At 63.9% G+C, this 15,543-nt stretch carries 16 protein-coding genes and 1 tRNA gene; 8 read left to right on the top strand and 9 right to left on the bottom strand.

The window, feature by feature from the left end:
* Positions 1-63 precede the first annotated feature (63 nt).
* The 3 genes from obgE to rplU all read right to left on the bottom strand — a co-directional run bounded on the left by obgE (position 64) and on the right by rplU (position 1,931).
* Positions 64-1,173 carry a GTPase ObgE gene (gene obgE / locus VIM12_RS09140; RefSeq protein ID WP_331941302.1) on the bottom strand — a complete coding sequence of 370 codons (1,110 nt, stop codon included), beginning with the start codon at positions 1,171-1,173 and terminating at the stop codon, positions 64-66.
* Between the two features lie 154 nt (positions 1,174-1,327).
* Entirely contained in the window at positions 1,328-1,585 is a 258-nt protein-coding gene (gene rpmA, locus VIM12_RS09135; protein WP_331941301.1) for a 50S ribosomal protein L27, read from the bottom strand.
* A gap of 34 nt (positions 1,586-1,619) precedes the next feature.
* The gene (gene rplU / locus VIM12_RS09130; protein WP_057290114.1) at positions 1,620-1,931 is read right to left on the bottom strand and encodes a 50S ribosomal protein L21; all 312 of its coding nucleotides are present in this window, start codon (positions 1,929-1,931) and stop codon (positions 1,620-1,622) included.
* Positions 1,932-2,163: 232 nt separating this feature from the next.
* Here rplU and ispB point away from each other — a divergent pair, with 232 nt between their 5' ends.
* From ispB to yacG, 8 genes are all read left to right on the top strand, one after another.
* Positions 2,164-3,153, top strand: a complete 990-nt coding sequence (ispB, locus tag VIM12_RS09125; protein WP_331941300.1) for an octaprenyl diphosphate synthase — start codon at positions 2,164-2,166, stop codon at positions 3,151-3,153.
* Positions 3,154-3,178: 25 nt separating this feature from the next.
* Positions 3,179-3,255: transfer RNA gene (locus tag VIM12_RS09120), tRNA-Pro, on the top strand.
* Positions 3,256-3,664: 409 nt separating this feature from the next.
* Complete coding sequence (gene pilB / locus VIM12_RS09115; RefSeq protein ID WP_331941299.1) at positions 3,665-5,395, top strand: type IV-A pilus assembly ATPase PilB; 1,731 nt, start codon at positions 3,665-3,667, stop codon at positions 5,393-5,395.
* Positions 5,396-5,408: 13 nt separating this feature from the next.
* Positions 5,409-6,635, top strand: coding sequence for a type II secretion system F family protein (locus VIM12_RS09110; RefSeq protein ID WP_331941298.1), 1,227 nt, complete (start codon positions 5,409-5,411; stop codon positions 6,633-6,635).
* A complete protein-coding gene (locus VIM12_RS09105) occupies positions 6,635-7,501 on the top strand; it encodes an A24 family peptidase (RefSeq protein WP_331941297.1) in 867 nt (288 codons plus the stop codon). Before VIM12_RS09110 ends, VIM12_RS09105 begins: the two co-directional genes overlap by 1 nt.
* Positions 7,502-7,507: 6 nt before the next feature.
* A complete protein-coding gene (coaE, locus tag VIM12_RS09100) occupies positions 7,508-8,137 on the top strand; it encodes a dephospho-CoA kinase (RefSeq protein ID WP_331941296.1) in 630 nt (209 codons plus the stop codon).
* Between the two features lie 126 nt (positions 8,138-8,263).
* Entirely contained in the window at positions 8,264-9,019 is a 756-nt protein-coding gene (zapD, locus tag VIM12_RS09095; RefSeq protein WP_331941295.1) for a cell division protein ZapD, read from the top strand.
* Between the two features lie 22 nt (positions 9,020-9,041).
* A complete protein-coding gene (gene yacG, locus VIM12_RS09090; protein WP_331941294.1) occupies positions 9,042-9,230 on the top strand; it encodes a DNA gyrase inhibitor YacG in 189 nt (62 codons plus the stop codon).
* Between the two features lie 9 nt (positions 9,231-9,239).
* Here yacG and VIM12_RS09085 read toward each other — a convergent pair whose 3' ends face one another.
* The 6 genes from VIM12_RS09085 to argJ form a co-directional block, all read right to left on the bottom strand.
* On the bottom strand, positions 9,240-10,805 hold the full coding sequence (locus VIM12_RS09085; RefSeq protein ID WP_331941293.1) for a sigma 54-interacting transcriptional regulator: 1,566 nt from the start codon (positions 10,803-10,805) through the stop codon (positions 9,240-9,242).
* Positions 10,806-10,902: 97 nt separating this feature from the next.
* Positions 10,903-11,436, bottom strand: a complete 534-nt coding sequence (locus VIM12_RS09080; protein WP_331941292.1) for a hypothetical protein — start codon at positions 11,434-11,436, stop codon at positions 10,903-10,905.
* Positions 11,433-12,728: a D-amino acid dehydrogenase gene (locus VIM12_RS09075; RefSeq protein WP_331941291.1), complete on the bottom strand. Its 1,296-nt coding sequence runs from the start codon at positions 12,726-12,728 to the stop codon at positions 11,433-11,435. The genes VIM12_RS09080 and VIM12_RS09075 overlap by 4 nt, the downstream gene beginning before the upstream one ends.
* A 272-nt stretch (positions 12,729-13,000) precedes the next feature.
* Complete coding sequence (locus VIM12_RS09070; RefSeq protein WP_331941290.1) at positions 13,001-13,420, bottom strand: NUDIX domain-containing protein; 420 nt, start codon at positions 13,418-13,420, stop codon at positions 13,001-13,003.
* Positions 13,417-14,298 carry an ATP-binding protein gene (locus VIM12_RS09065; RefSeq protein WP_331941289.1) on the bottom strand — a complete coding sequence of 294 codons (882 nt, stop codon included), beginning with the start codon at positions 14,296-14,298 and terminating at the stop codon, positions 13,417-13,419. Before VIM12_RS09065 ends, VIM12_RS09070 begins: the two co-directional genes overlap by 4 nt.
* Before the next feature lies 1 nt (position 14,299).
* Positions 14,300-15,538: a bifunctional glutamate N-acetyltransferase/amino-acid acetyltransferase ArgJ gene (argJ, locus tag VIM12_RS09060; protein WP_331941288.1), complete on the bottom strand. Its 1,239-nt coding sequence runs from the start codon at positions 15,536-15,538 to the stop codon at positions 14,300-14,302.
* Positions 15,539-15,543 lie beyond the last annotated feature (5 nt).

Genomic DNA, 15,543 nt, shown 5'->3' with positions numbered 1-15,543 from the left:
GGTTTGCGTGCAGCACCGCGCTGCATAGTTCGCAATAGTACCGAAACCGCGCGCCGGGCGGTGTTATTCGGCCAACTTGAAGCGCGGATCGTCCGGGTCGATCGACGAAATGCCGCGCGCTTCTTCGGCCATGCTGGTCTCCTGCGCACGGTGTTCCTGCTCGCGCTGCGCGGCCAGGTGCTCGTAGATCGCATTGACCAGGTCCTCGCAACCATCGCGGTTAAGCGCGGAGATCTCGAACACCGGCCCCTTCCAGCCGAAGCGCTTGACGAAGTCCTTGACCCGCTTCTTGCGCTCTTCCTCCGGCACCACGTCCAGCTTGTTCAGCACCAGCCAGCGCGGCTTGTCGTACAGCGACTCGTCGTATTTCTTGAGTTCCTTGACGATGGCCTTGGCCTCCTTCACCGGATCGACCGTATCCTCGAACGGCGCGAGGTCGACGATGTGCAGCAGCAGGCGGGTGCGCTGCAGGTGACGCAGGAACTGGTGGCCGAGGCCCGCGCCTTCCGCCGCACCCTCGATCAGGCCGGGAATGTCGGCAATGACGAAACTTTTCTCATGGCTGACGCGCACGACGCCGAGGTTGGGATGCAGCGTCGTGAAGGGGTAGTCGGCGATCTTCGGCCTGGCGTTGGAGACGGCGGTGATGAACGTCGACTTCCCCGCATTCGGCATGCCGAGCAAACCGACGTCGGCGAGGACTTTCAGCTCCAGTCGCAGTTCGCGGCGTTCGCCTTCCTTGCCATCGGTCTTCTGCCGCGGCGCCCGGTTGGTGGACGACTTGAAATGGATATTGCCCCAGCCGCCCTCGCCGCCCTTGGCGAGCAGCACCCGCTGGCCATGCTCGGTGAGGTCGGCGATGATCTCTCCACTGTTCAGGTCGTTGATCAGGGTGCCGACCGGCATGCGCAGTTCGACGTCTTCCGCACCCTTGCCGTAGCAGTCGGAACCGCGGCCGTGCTCGCCGTTGCGCGCCTTGTGCAGCTTCGAGTAGCGGTAATCGACAAGTGTGTTGATATTGCGGTCGGCGACCGCCCAGATCGAACCACCCTTGCCGCCGTCGCCGCCATCCGGCCCACCGAAGGGACGGAATTTCTCGCGGCAAAACGACACTACGCCGTTACCGCCGTCGCCGGCAATAACCTCGATTTTTGCTTCGTCGATGAACTTCATGTGTATGCCGCAGGAAAAATGCCGGGCAGGCCGGCTCGGAAATAATCGGCGCGCAGCATGCAGCGTGCCAGTGAAAACGAAAAAGGCCCTACCAGCGGCAGAGCCTTTCGCGATAGCGGGCTTGTTGCCCCCCGGGTGAACTACGCCGACGCCATCAGGCCGGAACGACGGTCACCACGTGGCGCTTGGCTGCGCCCTTGGTTGCGAACTGCACCTTGCCGTCGACCAGCGCGAACAGGGTGTGGTCCTTGCCCATGCCGACGTTCTCGCCAGCGTGCACGCGGGTGCCGCGCTGACGGATGATGATGCCGCCGGCATTGATAGCCTGGCCGCCGTAGACCTTGACGCCCAGTCGTTTCGACTCGGAATCGCGGCCGTTGCGCGTAGTGCCGCCGCCTTTTTTGTGTGCCATGTGAAGCTCCTTGGTTTCCGGTTAGCCCGATCGCTTAAGCGTTGATCGAGACGATTTGCAGTTCGGTGTAGTTCTGGCGATGGCCCTGGCGCTTCTGGTAGTGCTTGCGGCGGCGCATCTTGAAAATCTTCACCTTGTCGTGGCGACCATGCGCCACTACCGTTGCCTGGACCTTGGCACCTTCAACCAGCGGCGCACCAAATTTGATGGTATCGCCAGCGCCCACTGCGAGCACTTGATCAAGGGTGATTTCGGAACCAATGTCAGCCGGTATCTGTTCTACTTTAAGTTTTTCGCCAGCAGCAACCTTGTATTGTTTGCCGCCGGTTTTTATGACCGCGTACATGTGAAACCTCATCGAGTATGAATAAAAGAACTTTTTCTTCGCGATCCGACGCTCAGGTATCCAGGCAGAATCGGGAAAACCGCTGATTATACATAGACTTAGCACGGCGGTCAAAAGCCGGACGGGTCACATCGGCGCGCGCCTGGGTAGCGGGCGGGCCGCATGGCCGCCCGTGGCGTGAAGCATTAGTCATCGTATAATCGTCGGAATTCACGATTTCGCAGGTTTCATCTTGTCCGCCGCACTCCAACCCGCCTCCCAGAACGGGGTCATCGAGCCCATTTCCGCCGATCTTGATGCTGTCAATGCGGTCATTCGCCGCCAGTTGCATTCCGAAGTACCGCTGGTGAACCAGATTGCGGAGTACATCATCAGCGCCGGCGGCAAGCGGATCCGCCCGGTGCTGGTGCTGCTCGTGGCCAATGCCTTCGGCTACCGGGGCACTCACCACCATGACCTTGCGGCGGTCGTCGAGTTCATCCATACCGCCACCCTGCTGCATGACGACGTCGTGGACGAATCCTCGCTGCGGCGGGGACGCAAGACGGCGAATGCGATGTTCGGCAACGCGGCGGCGGTCCTGGTTGGCGACTTCGTTTATTCCCGTGCGTTCCAGATCATGGTCGCCATCCGCAACATGCGCGTGATGCAGATTCTCGCCGACGCCACCAACGTGATCGCGGAAGGCGAAGTCCTGCAGCTGCTGAACATGCACGACCCCGACGTCACTGAGGAGCGCTACCTCCAGGTGATACGGTCGAAGACCGCAAAGTTGTTCGAGGCGGCAGCCCAGCTCGGGGCATTGATCGCCGGCGCGCAGGAAACCGAGATCGAGGCCGCCGCAGAATATGGCCGTTCGCTCGGCACCGCGTTTCAGCTCATCGATGATGTGCTCGACTATTCGGGCAATGCAAACGACATCGGCAAGAACGTCGGCGACGACCTGCGCGAAGGCAAGCCGACGCTGCCCCTGATCTATCTGATGCAGAACGGCTCCGCGGAACAGCGCAGCCTGGTGCGAAGCTGCATCGAGACAGGCGACGAACAGCACTTCGACCAGGTGCTGGCCGCAATCAGCGGGTCCGGCGCGCTCGAGTACACCCGGCGCGAGGCTGAAAAGGCGGCGCAGCGGGCCGCGCAGGCAATTTCCGAAATCGTGGATAGCAAATTCAAGGATTCTTTGCTACAATTATGCGCTTTCGCGGTCGACCGAAATCACTAGCAGATTAGTGCGGTCGGCACGGAATCGGGGTGTAGCTTAGCCTGGTAGAGCGCTACGTTCGGGACGTAGAGGCCGGAGGTTCGAATCCTCTCACCCCGACCAGATTTCTTCTCATGACGGACTATCCATCAATGGTTAGTCCGTTTTGCGTTTACGGTTGGCTTTTCGCCGACAGGCGCGATCGCGGCCCTGCCGTCGCTACCACCGCGTATTCCCCGGACGCCGCACGATCAGCGGCCTGGCATGCCGAGGCCGAACCGGAAGCACGCCGCGCCGGTCCCGGCCCTAACCTGGTCGCCGGTCCCCCTTTGCTGCAGCGGACATGATGCCAGGCCGGCCCGCCCCCGCATTCTTCGCATCCGCCGGGGCGGCGGGCCGGCTTTTGCCACAGGCAGCCCGCGCTTTCAATGTCAATTTGACCACAATACCTTTACAAATCAGATGCCTATAGGCATTATCTAACGCAACTTGGACGATCCTTGCCGATTCCCGGCTTCAAAGAAATCAATACATGGCGGCGGTTCTCCCCAATCAGTCTACTGCTGTGCCGATGCCCGGACTGGCGCGCGCCCTGGTGCAAGCCGGCCGCCTGACCGCGCAGCAGGCCGAAGCACTGAACAAGCAGGCACTCAGTGACAAGGCTCCGTTCATCGACGCCCTCGTCGGCAGCGCGACGATCGACGCGCGTTCCCTCGCCCGTTTCTGCTCCGAGACCTTCGGCTACCCGCTGCTCGACATATCGGCACTGAGCTTCGCGCACTTGCCTACCAATGTGGTCGATCCGAAGCTGATGCAGAAGCATCGGGTGATGGCGCTCAGCAAGCGCGGCAACAAGGTGTCGATCGCGATTTCCGACCCTACCGACACCCAGACGCTCGATCAGATCAAGTTCCAGACCGAGCTCGCCGTGGAGCCGGTGATCGTCGAGCATTCGGCCCTGGTGCAGCTGATCGAGAAGCTTGGCCAGAGCGCGGAACAGAATCTCGACGAGCTGATCGGCGACGACCTTGACGTCGACTTCAGCGAAGAGGACATGGCCGCCTCGTCGGCCAGCGATGCCTCGACGACGGACATCGACGATGCGCCGGTCGTCAAATTCCTGCAGAAGATCCTGATCGACGCAATCAACATGGGCGCGTCGGACTTGCACTTCGAGCCCTTCGAGAAGTTCTACCGGATCCGCTTCCGCGTCGACGGCGTGCTGCGGGAAATTGCGCAACCGCCGCTGGCGATCAAGGAGAAGCTGGCCTCCCGGGTCAAGGTCATCTCCAAGCTGGACATCTCGGAGAAGCGGGTGCCGCAGGACGGACGAATGAAGCTGGTGCTGTCGAAGACGCGTGCAATCGATTTCCGCGTCAGCACCCTGCCCACCCTGTTCGGCGAAAAGATCGTGATGCGTATCCTCGATCCGAGCCAGGCCCAGATGGGCATCGACGCGCTCGGGTACGACGCCGATCAGAAGGAGCTGCTGCTGAACGCCATCCAGCGGCCCTACGGCATGGTGCTGGTGACCGGCCCGACCGGCTCGGGCAAGACCGTGTCGCTGTACACCTGCCTGAACATCCTGAACAAGCCCGGCATCAATATTTCCACCGCCGAGGATCCGGCGGAAATCAACCTGCCCGGGGTGAACCAGGTCAACGTCAACGACCGCGCCGGACTGACCTTCTCGGCGGCGCTGAAGGCCTTCCTGCGGCAGGATCCGGACATCATCATGGTCGGCGAGATCCGTGATCTCGAAACCGCGGACATTGCGATCAAGGCGGCGCAGACCGGCCACATGGTCTTTTCCACCCTGCACACCAATGACGCGCCTTCCACCCTCACGCGACTCATGAACATGGGCGTGGCGCCGTTCAACATCGCGTCGTCCGTGATCATGATCACCGCCCAGCGTCTCGCGCGCCGGCTGTGCACCTGCAAGCAGACCGTCTCCATTCCCGACGAGGCGCTGCTCGACGCGGGTTTCAAGGAGGACGAACTGGACGGCAGCTGGATGCCCTACAAGCCGGTAGGCTGCGAGCGCTGCAACGGCAGCGGCTACAAGGGACGGGTGGGCATCTACCAGATCATGCCGATCTCGGAAGAGATCGAACGTATCATCCTCGCGCATGGCACTGCGCTCGAGATTGAGGAACAGGCACGGCGCGACGGCGTGAAGACGCTGCGCGAAGCCGGCCTGGTCAAGGTCAGGCAGGGACTTACCAGCCTGGAAGAAGTGCTTGGCTGCACAAACGAATAGTCAGGGGAAATACATGGCAACTGCGGCGAGCAAATCTGCGGGCGCGATAAAAGACGCGATCTTCGCCTGGGAAGGCAAGGACAAGACAGGCAAGACCGTCAAGGGCGAGCTGCGCTCCGCCAGCGAGGCCGTGGTCAATGCGACGCTGCGCCGGCAGGGTATCCTCGTCACCAAGGTCAAGAAAAAGTCGTTCTCGACCGGCAAGAAGGTCACGGACAAGGACATTACCCTCTTCACCCGCCAGCTGGCGACGATGATGAAGGCCGGCGTACCGCTCCTGCAGGCCTTCGACATCGTCGGCAAGGGACATGCGAACCCGGCCGTCTCCAAGTTGATCCATGATATCCGCAGCGATGTGGAGACCGGCAGCAGCCTGAACCAGGCCTTCCGTAAATTTCCGCTGTACTTCGACAACCTGTTCTGCAACCTGGTGGGGGCGGGCGAACAGGCCGGTATCCTGGAAGACCTGCTCGACCGGCTTGCCACCTACAAGGAAAAGACGCAGGCAATCAAGGCCAAGATCAAGTCCGCGCTGTTCTACCCGGTTTCGATCCTGGTGGTCGCCTTCGTGGTCACCTCGGTGATCATGATCTGGGTGGTACCGGCGTTCAAGGATGTGTTCAAGAGCTTTGGCGCGGACCTCCCGGCGCCGACGCTGTTCGTGATGGCCATCTCCGATTTCTTCGTCTCGTACTGGTACCTGATCTTCGGCACCTTGTTCGCGAGCCTCTATCTCTTTTTCCAGTCGTGGAAGCGCTCGCCCAAGGTCCAGGCGTTCATGGACCGCATCCTGCTGCAGGCGCCGATATTCGGCGACGTGATCCGGAAGGCCACGATCGCCCGCTGGACCCGCACGCTGTCGACGATGTTCGCCGCCGGCGTGCCACTGGTCGAGTCGCTCGATTCCGTCGGCGGCGCCTCGGGCAATATCGTCTACCTGGACGCCACCCGCAGGATCCAGACCGAAGTCAGCACCGGCACCAGCCTGACGGTCTCGATGCAGAATGCGAACGTGTTCCCCAACATGGTGACGCAGATGGTCGCGATTGGTGAGGAATCCGGCGCGCTCGACCAGATGCTCGGCAAGGTCGCGGACTTCTATGAGGCGGAAGTCGACGAGGCGGTCGCCTCGCTGTCCAGCCTGATGGAGCCGCTGATCATGGCCATCCTCGGCGTGCTGATCGGCGGCCTGGTGGTCGCGATGTACCTCCCCATCTTCAAGCTCGGAGCAGTGGTCTGATGTTCGACCTGGTCTTGTTTGCGCCGCCGGGCAGCGTGCTGCCGGCGGTGGTCGCCGCCGTGTTCGGCCTGCTGATCGGCAGCTTCCTGAACGTCGTGATCCATCGCGTGCCGAAGATGATGCAGCGCGAGTCCGACAACTACGTCGCGCAGGAAAGCGGCCAGCCACTGCCCCACACGGACCGCTACAACCTGATGGCGCCGCGCTCGGCCTGCCCGCATTGCGGCCACCAGATCACCGCCCTCGAGAACATCCCGGTCCTGAGCTACATTGCGCTGCGCGGCCGCTGCGTCTCGTGCAAGGCGCCGATCTCCGCGCGCTACCCGGCGGTGGAACTGCTGACTGGCCTGCTTTCCGCGGCGCTTGTCTGGCACTTCGGCAGCGGCATCCAGGGTCTCGCGACCCTGCTGTTCGCCTACCTCCTCGTGGCGCTCACCTTCATCGATGCCGACACCCAACTGCTGCCCGACGACCTGACCCTGCCCCTGCTATGGGCCGGCCTGCTGCTCAACCTGAACGCCACCTTCGTTCCGCTGTCGGAAGCAGTGATCGGCGCCGTGGCCGGCTACCTGGTTTTGTGGGCGGTGTACTGGCTGTTCAAGCTGCTGACCGGGAAGGAAGGCATGGGTTACGGCGACTTCAAGCTGCTGGCCGCGCTCGGGGCCTGGCTGGGCTGGAAGATGCTGCCGGTGATCATCCTGCTGTCCTCCCTGGTGGGCGCGGTGGTCGGCATCGCGCTGATCGTCTTCGCCCGCCACGGGCGGAACAAGCCGATTCCCTTTGGCCCTTACCTGGCACTGGCGGGAATCATCGCCCTCTTCTACGGGAAGGAACTGGTGCAGGCCTATCTCGGGTTTCCGGTCTGACGATCAATGAGCACGCCGCGCAGGTTCTCGATTGGCATCACGGGCGGCATCGGCAGCGGCAAGACGACGGTTGCCGACATGTTTGCCGCACGCGGCGCCGCCCTGGTCGACACCGACCTGATCGCCCACTCCCTGACGCAGCCGGGGGGCGCCGCCATCGCGGCGATACACGCCCAGTTTGGCGCCTCGTTCCTGACCGCCGACGGCGCGATGGACCGCGCGCGCATGCGTGAATACGTCTTCGCCGAGTCCAGTGCCAAGGCCAGGCTGGAGGCCATCCTCCATCCGCTCATCAGGATCGAGACCGAACGTGCGGCGCAGGCAGCCCAGGGCAGCTATCTCATGTTCGTTGTGCCCCTGCTGGTCGAATCGCGCGGCTGGCGAGAACGGGTATCGCGCGTCCTGGTCGTGGACTGTGACGAGCAGACCCAGGTACGCCGCGTGATGACACGCAGCGGGCTGCCGGAGGCGCAGGTCCGGGCCATCATGGCGGCACAGGCAACGCGTGGGCAAAGACTGGCGGTTGCCGACGACGTGATCGACAACGACGGCGATGCGGACGCACTGGTGCCCCAGGTCGAGCGGTTGCATGCGACCTACCTGGCGCTCGTCGCCGACGTTCCGCCGCCGCCGTAACAAACGATTACACGGTATCCCCTCAAATCCCGCGGCGGGCCTCTCGTGTATTTGTAATTTTTCATCGCTTCGTTCAGAATCACACAATTACTTCCAGCCCAACCTTTACCGCTGAGGGACGTCATTTTGATCACCTACGAATACCCTTTCAACGAGCGTATTCGCACTCTGCTGCGGCTGGAGGATCTGTACGAGAAGTTTGCCTTTTTCCTGCACCAGGAACACCCCCATCAACACCACGTCGCACTGTCCACCATCTTCGAGATGCTCGAAGTGGCCGGTCGCGCCGACCTGAAATCCGACCTGCTGCAGGAGCTCGAGCGCCAGAAGCAGACCCTGCTCGGATTCAAGTCCAATCCGAATGTCGTGTCCGAGCGCCTCGATGCGGTGCTGTCGGAAGTCGACCGCTGCAGCACCGCGCTGATGGGCTCGCAGGGCAAGACCGGGCAGAACGTGCGCGACAATGAATGGCTGATGAGCATCCGCGGGCGCACCATCATCCCCGGCGGCGCCTGCGAATTCGACTTGCCCTCCTACTATGCCTGGCAGCACCGGACGCCGCAGCAGCGCTTCGACGACATCTCGGGATGGTTCGCGCCGCTGGCGCCGCTGTTCGACGCCATCGGCCTGGTGCTGCGCCTGCTGCGGGAGTCGGGGCGCTCGCTGATGACCATTGCCCAGGCAGGCAGCTACCAGCAGATGTTGCAGGGCAAGGTGTACCAGATGCTGCGGCTGACCCTGGACGCGAACCAGGGCGCGATACCCGAGATCTCCGCGAACAAGTATATGCTGTGGGTTCGCTTCACGACGCAGGACGGGGACATGAAGCCGAAGTCCCTCGAGAGCGACGTGACATTCGAACTGACCCTTTGCAATTTCTGAATCTGATCCTGACTCCACCGACATGACGACCGTCGTAGATTGCCCGACATGCGGCAAGAAGGTCGAATGGACCGACAAGAACAAGTACCGGCCTTTCTGCTCCGACCGCTGCAAACAAATCGACCTTGGCGCATGGGCCGAGGAAAAATACACCATTCCCGCGGTACACCCGCCAGCGGACCTCGACGACGACGGCAACCCGCTGCAATAGGGATCGATGCTAGCGCGAGGAACCGGTGATGCCGTACTTGCGCAGCTTCCCCGCGATCATCGAATGCGATGTCCGTAGCCGCAGCGCGAGCTTGCGGGTCGACGGATAGCGCGGATAGAGGCGCTCCAGGAAAGCGCGCTCGAATGCCGCCACCGCCTGTTCCCAGTCGTCCGGATCGCCGTCCTGCACGCCCTCGTCCCTGGCCGACGCGTCCCTGAGCGCGGCGTCCCGGGCCAGGTCGAGATCGACAGCGTCCAGGACGCGCTTGTCGGTCATCGTGATGGCCCGAAACACCACGTTCTGCAGCTGCCTCACGTTCCCGGGCCAGTTGTGCTCCACGAGGGCCGCACAGGCCGGGGCGCTCAGCCGGCAGATCGGCTTCTGCGCCTGCGCGCAGGCGCGCTGGATGAAGTGCCGTGCCAGCAGCAGGATGTCGTCTGGCCGCTCGCGCAGCGCCGGCACATCCAGCTGCAGCACGTTTAGCCGGTAGAACAGGTCCTCACGGAAGCTGCCCTCCGCCACCATCTTGCGCAGGTTGCGATGGGTTGCGCTGATGATGCGCACGTTGACCTTGATCTCGCGGTCGCTGCCGATGCGACGGAAGCGGCCATCGTTCAGAAACCGCAGCAGCTTGGCCTGCAGGTAGAGCGACATTTCCCCTATCTCGTCCAGGAATACGGTTCCGCCGTCGGCCATCTCGATCAACCCCGGCTTGCCTCCGCGCTGTGCCCCGCTGAAGGCGCCGGACATGTAGCCGAACAATTCGCTTTCAGCCAGGCTTTCGGGCAGCGCCGCGCAATTGAGGGCAAGGAAAGGCGCGCTGTTGCGCTGGCTGGCCGCGTGGCAGGCCTGCGCCACCAGTTCCTTGCCCGTCCCGGTCTCGCCGACAATCAGCAGCGGCGCATCGACGACCGCTACCCGTGCCGCCCGCGCCTTGAGTGCCCTGATCGCTTCCGAGTCGCCGATGATCGCGTCGAAGCCGCCTGAATGCTGCAGCGCATGCAGCCGGCCGCCGAGGCGTCGGGGCGCATGCAGCGTGATCACGCCGCCGACCGTATGGCCGAGAGCTGATTCCAGCGGCTCGGACACCGGTGTCACCTCCAGCAGGAAAGGTTCGCCGTGCAGGCGCACTTCGCGGGACGGCGCCTGGAAGCCGCGCTCCAGCAGTTCCGCCTGCAGGCTGTCCTCGCCGAAAAGCGCGTGCAGCGTCTTCCCATGCAGTTCGCTCTCCTGCATGTGTGCCACCGCCGCGGCGGCGGCATTGGCCGCAACGATGCGCCCGCTGGCGTCGACAGCCATGATCGGGTCGGCCATCACCGCCAGCAGGGTATCGAGGTGCAATCGCCGGCGGGCGCCTGGCAGCACGTCGACCACCTCGACGGCGCGCACGCCCGCCACGCGCAGGAAATCCTCGCGCAGCGAAGGCAGCAGCGCCGGGGTCAGGCCGGGAATATCGATGAAGACGTCGGAAGAGTCGACCTCGACCGCGACCACGTTCATGTCGCGGCGCGCGAGGACGGCGAGGATTTCGTGGGCGATGCCGACACGGTCGGCGAACTGGACATCAATCCGCATGGAGCAAAGGGGCCTGGTCGGTTGCGATGGCGGGATGGCCGGGCAGCGGCATCCGTAACGCGGATGATACCGGCTTTGACGACGGCGCAGTGCGTGATCAGGCCGTTTCAGCCAAGCGCGGACGGTGGCGGCGTGCGCCGGCGAATGGCGGGAAGCCGGCGGCGCTTCCCAGCGCACGCAAGCGGCCAAGATCGAAGGTTTGCAGATGCTGCTGCACCACCTGGTTGATCGCCATGGTGGCTTGCATCAGCAAGAGGTTGACACCCAGCCGGGACGCCCTGCGTGCGTCGTCGGCATCGGCTTCGGGCGGCGCCGCCGGCGTCCCCGCGTCCGCGATGCTGCGGAACACGTCGGCGAGGGTCAGCGACTCCACGTGCGGCGCGCAGGCCCAGACGTCCCGCGCGGAAGGATGCGCATAGACCAGGCCGCCTGCACGCAGGCTGGACAGTACGGCGCGGACCACGCGCGCGGGCTGTCCCATGCCCGCCGCCAGCATCGCCCCGGTGAGCGGCTCCGGCCCGGCCATGACCAGCCGTGCCATCAGGTCGATCGCAATGGAGAACCGCGCGTGCAGTGCCGGGTCGCCGAAAATGCATTCGATCGACAGCGGCTCCATTGCGCGGGCGCTCATGCATGTACCCCTTGCGGCAGCGGCGGCGCGCCCCGCTTGCCGTGGTAACGGTCGATGAACAGTCCCTCGGTATCGATCTCGGGGCGCTTGCCGGACAACAGGTCGGCGAGCATGCGCCCGGCGCCGCATGCCATGGTCCACCCGAGGGTGCCATGGCCGGTGTTGAGGAACAGGTTGCGGTATGCCGTGGGGCCCATCACCGGGGTGCCGTCGGGCGTCATCGGCCGCAGGCCTGCCCAGAACTCGGCCCGGTCCAGGCGGCCGCCCCGCGGGAACAGGTCGCCCACCGAATGTTCCAGTGTGGCCCGTCGTGCGGCGCGCAGCGTCAGGTCATAGCCGGCGATTTCCGCCGTCCCGCCAACCCGGATGCGATCGCCGAGTCGGGTGATGGCAACCTTGTACGTCTCGTCCATCACGGTCGATTCGGGCGCGCCTGCGGCGTCCTCGATCGGCACGGTAATCGAATACCCCTTGATCGGATACACCGGTATCTTGATGCCGAGGTCGCGCAGCAGCAGCGGTGAATAGCTGCCGAGGGCCAGCAGGTAGCTGTCCGCCTTCAGCTCGCCCTCCGACGTCTGGACGCCGGTAATCCTGCTTCCATCAGTGACGAGGCGCCGGATGTCGACGCCGTAGCGGAACTGCACGCCGGCTTCGGCAGCAAGCCTGGCCAGCTCGCGGGTGAACTTGAAGCAGTCCCCGGTCTCGTCGTTTGGCAGCCGCAGGGCGCCGACGAATTTTTCCCTGACGTGCGCAAGCGCCGGCTCGACCTGGATGCATCCCGCGGGATCCAGCACTTCATACGGGACGCCGGATTGCTGCAACACAGCGATGTCCTGGGCGGCCGCGTCCAGCTGCTGCTGGGTCCTGAACAGTTGCAGGGTGCCCCGGGTGCGCTGGTCGTAGCTGATCCCGGTGGCGGCGCGCAGCGCAATCAGGCAGTCCCGGCTGTATTCGGCAAGGCGTACCATGCGCCCCTTGTTGACCTCGTAGCGCGCCGCGGTGCAGTTCATCAGCATCTGCCAAACCCACCGCCACATTGCCGGGTCCATGCCGGGGCGGATGACCAGCGGGCTGTGTTTCATCAACAGCCATTTCATCGCCTTCAGCGGGATGCCCGGCGCCGCCCATGGGGCGGAGTAGCCGGGTGACACCTCGCCGGCATTGGCGAAGCTGGTTTCGAGTGCGGGACCGGGCTGGCGGTCAAGCACCGTGACCTCGTGACCGGCCTGGGCCAGGTAATAGGCAGAAGTGGCACCGATGACGCCGCTGCCCAAGACGATGATTTTCACGCTGCTTCCCTGTTCTGATGAGTGTCGAATGCGTTCTGGCCCGGTGCTGCGGGCAGTACAGATGCGCATTCAGCAACAGGCGTGCCAGACTCAGAAAGTCTTCAGAATCAACGGCTTGAAGGAAGCAGGAGGGTGGGCACAGGGAGTGATGGCTGTATCGGAATTTTTACACTTACTGGAAGTGCGCTGCTTTTGAAAGAAAAAGTGCCATCCAATCAAGGACTTGCCTTGCATGTGCAAATTTTCTTACACTGTACGGAATTTTGTACAGTTCATGCCGGAGAGGACGGCATACGCAGCCGGTCCAGCCACTCGATGAGGGGAATCGTCGCCGGTAGCAGGGGCTCCACCGCCACGTGGCCCTGCCAGGCAAATGCCTGGCCTTCCAGCCCTTGCGGCTCGCCACGCCACTGCCTGCTGATGAAGAAGTGCAACCGGACGTGGGCGTGCGGATAGACATGCTCGACGCAGCACCACGGCTCGGCGTCGAGGATCTCGACCCCGAGCTCCTCGATCAGTTCGCGTCGCAGCGCTTCGAACAGGGTCTCGTCCGGCTCGACCTTCCCGCCCGGGAATTCCCAGTAGCCGGCGTAGGGCTTTCCCTCCGGGCGCTGCCCGAGGAGCACGTCGCCGCCCTCCTGCATCAGGATGCCGACCGCGACATCGATCGGCGCCGCGCCAACGGCCGTCATTGCGGTCCGCCCAGCTTGCCGGCGTGGTCCTTTGCGAACTGCCATGCAACCCGGCCCGAGCGAGAGCCCCGCTGCAATGCCCATCTCAGCGCGTCGGCGCGCGACGCCTCGATGTCGGCAACGTCGCAGCCGAAGTGGCGCAGCCAGTGGGCCACGATGTCGAGGTAGTCATCCTGCCTGAACGGATAGAAGGACACCCAAAGGCCGAACCGCTCCGACAGCGATATCTTCTCTTCGACGGTCTCGCCCGGATGCAGGTCGCCGTCCTCGGTGTGGGTGTAGCTTGCGTTGTCGGACATCCGCTCCGGCATCAGGTGCCGGCGGTTCGAGGTCGCGTAGATCAGCACGTTGTCCGACTGTGCGGAGATGCTGCCGTCCAGCGCGACCTTGAGCGCCTTGTAGCCGCTTTCGCCCTCCTCGAACGACAGGTCGTCGCAAAAGATCACGAAACGCTCGGGACGGGTCGCGACCAGGTCGACGATATCCGGCAGGTCGCCGAGGTCTTCCTTGTCGACCTCGATCAGGCGCAGGCCCCGCGACGCATACTGGTTAAGGCAGGCCTTGATCAACGACGACTTGCCTGTGCCCCTTGCGCCGGTCAGCAGTACGTTGTTGGCCGGACGGCCCTCGACGAACTGGCGGGTGTTCTGGTCGATCTGCTGCTTTTGCGCGTCGATGTTATGCAGGTCGTCGAGGCCGATGCGGGCGACATGGGTGACGGGCTGCAGGTAGCCGCGGCCGCCGTTGCCGGCAGGCTTGCGCCAGCGGAACGCGGTCGCGGCGTTCCAGTCGGGCGCGGGAGCGCCTTGCGGCAGGATGGCTTCGAGACGGGTCAGCAGCGCTTCGGCGCGCTGCAGGAAATGGTCAAGTGAAGACATGTCAGGAACGGTAGTCCGCATTGATGCTGACGTAGTCGTGCGACAGGTCGCAAGTCCAGATGGTTGCGGACGCATTGCCGCGCGCCAGCCTGACCCGGATCGTGATCTCGCTCTGCTTCATGACCCGCTGGCCGTCCTCTTCCTTGTAGTCCGGGTTGCGGCCGCCGTCCCTAGCCACCCAGACGTCGTCGAGCCAGAGATTGATGCTGCCGACGTCCAGGTCATCGACCCCGGCATAGCCGATGGCGGCGAGGATGCGGCCGAGGTTGGGGTCGGATGCATAGAACGCGGTCTTCACCAGCGGCGAATGGCCGATGGCGTAGGCGATCTTGCGGCACTCCTCGACGCTTGCGCCCTCTTCCACGGTGATCGTCATGAACTTGGTCGCACCCTCGCCGTCACGCACGATCATCTGCGCCAGTTCCTGCGACAGCGCGGTGAGCGCCTCTGACAGCTGCGCATACTCGGCGCTGCCGGCGTCATTGACTTCAAGCGCGCCGGCCCCGGTTGCGATCACGATGAAGGAATCGTTGGTGGACGTATCGCCGTCGATGGTGATGCAGTTGAAGGACTTGTCCGCCGCGTCCTTCACCATCCTCTCCAGCAGCGGCTGCGACACCTTCGCATCCATCGCGAGGAAGCCGAGCATGGTCGCCATGTTGGGCTTGATCATGCCGGCGCCCTTGCTGATGCCGGTCATGGTGACGGTCTTGCCGCCGATGCTGACGGTGCGCGACGCGGCCTTCGGCTGCGTGTCGGTGGTCATGATCGCTTCTGCGGCGTTGTACCAGTTGTCCTGCTTCAGGCTGGCGATCGCCTGCGGCAGGCCGGCGGCGATGCGGTCGACCGGCAGCGGCTCCAGGATCACGCCGGTCGAGAACGGCAGGATCTGCGACGGCGCGCAGCCAAGCAGACCGGCCAGCGCGCTGCAGGTGGCCTTCGCATTGGCAAGGCCGGCTTCGCCGGTGCCCGCGTTGGCGTTGCCGGTATTGATCACGAGCGCCCGGATCGGCGCCCCGCCCGACTGCAGACCCTGCAGGTGCGCCTTGCAGACCTGCACCGGCGCGGCGCAGAAACGGTTCAGCGTGAACACGCCGGCGACGCTGGCGCCTTCGGCCAGTTTCATCACCAGCAGGTCCTTGCGGTTGGCCTTGCGCACGCCGGCCTCCGCATGACCGAGTTCGATGCCGGGAACGGGCTTGAGGTTGGCGGCGACAGGAAGGGGAAGATTGACAGCCATGGCTA

The sequence above is a fragment of the Noviherbaspirillum sp. genome (genome assembly GCF_036563305.1).
Classification (GTDB): Bacteria; Pseudomonadota; Gammaproteobacteria; order Burkholderiales; family Burkholderiaceae_D; genus Noviherbaspirillum.
Note: the sequence above shows the minus strand (reverse complement) of the source record. Positions and strands in the feature narration are given on the sequence as shown.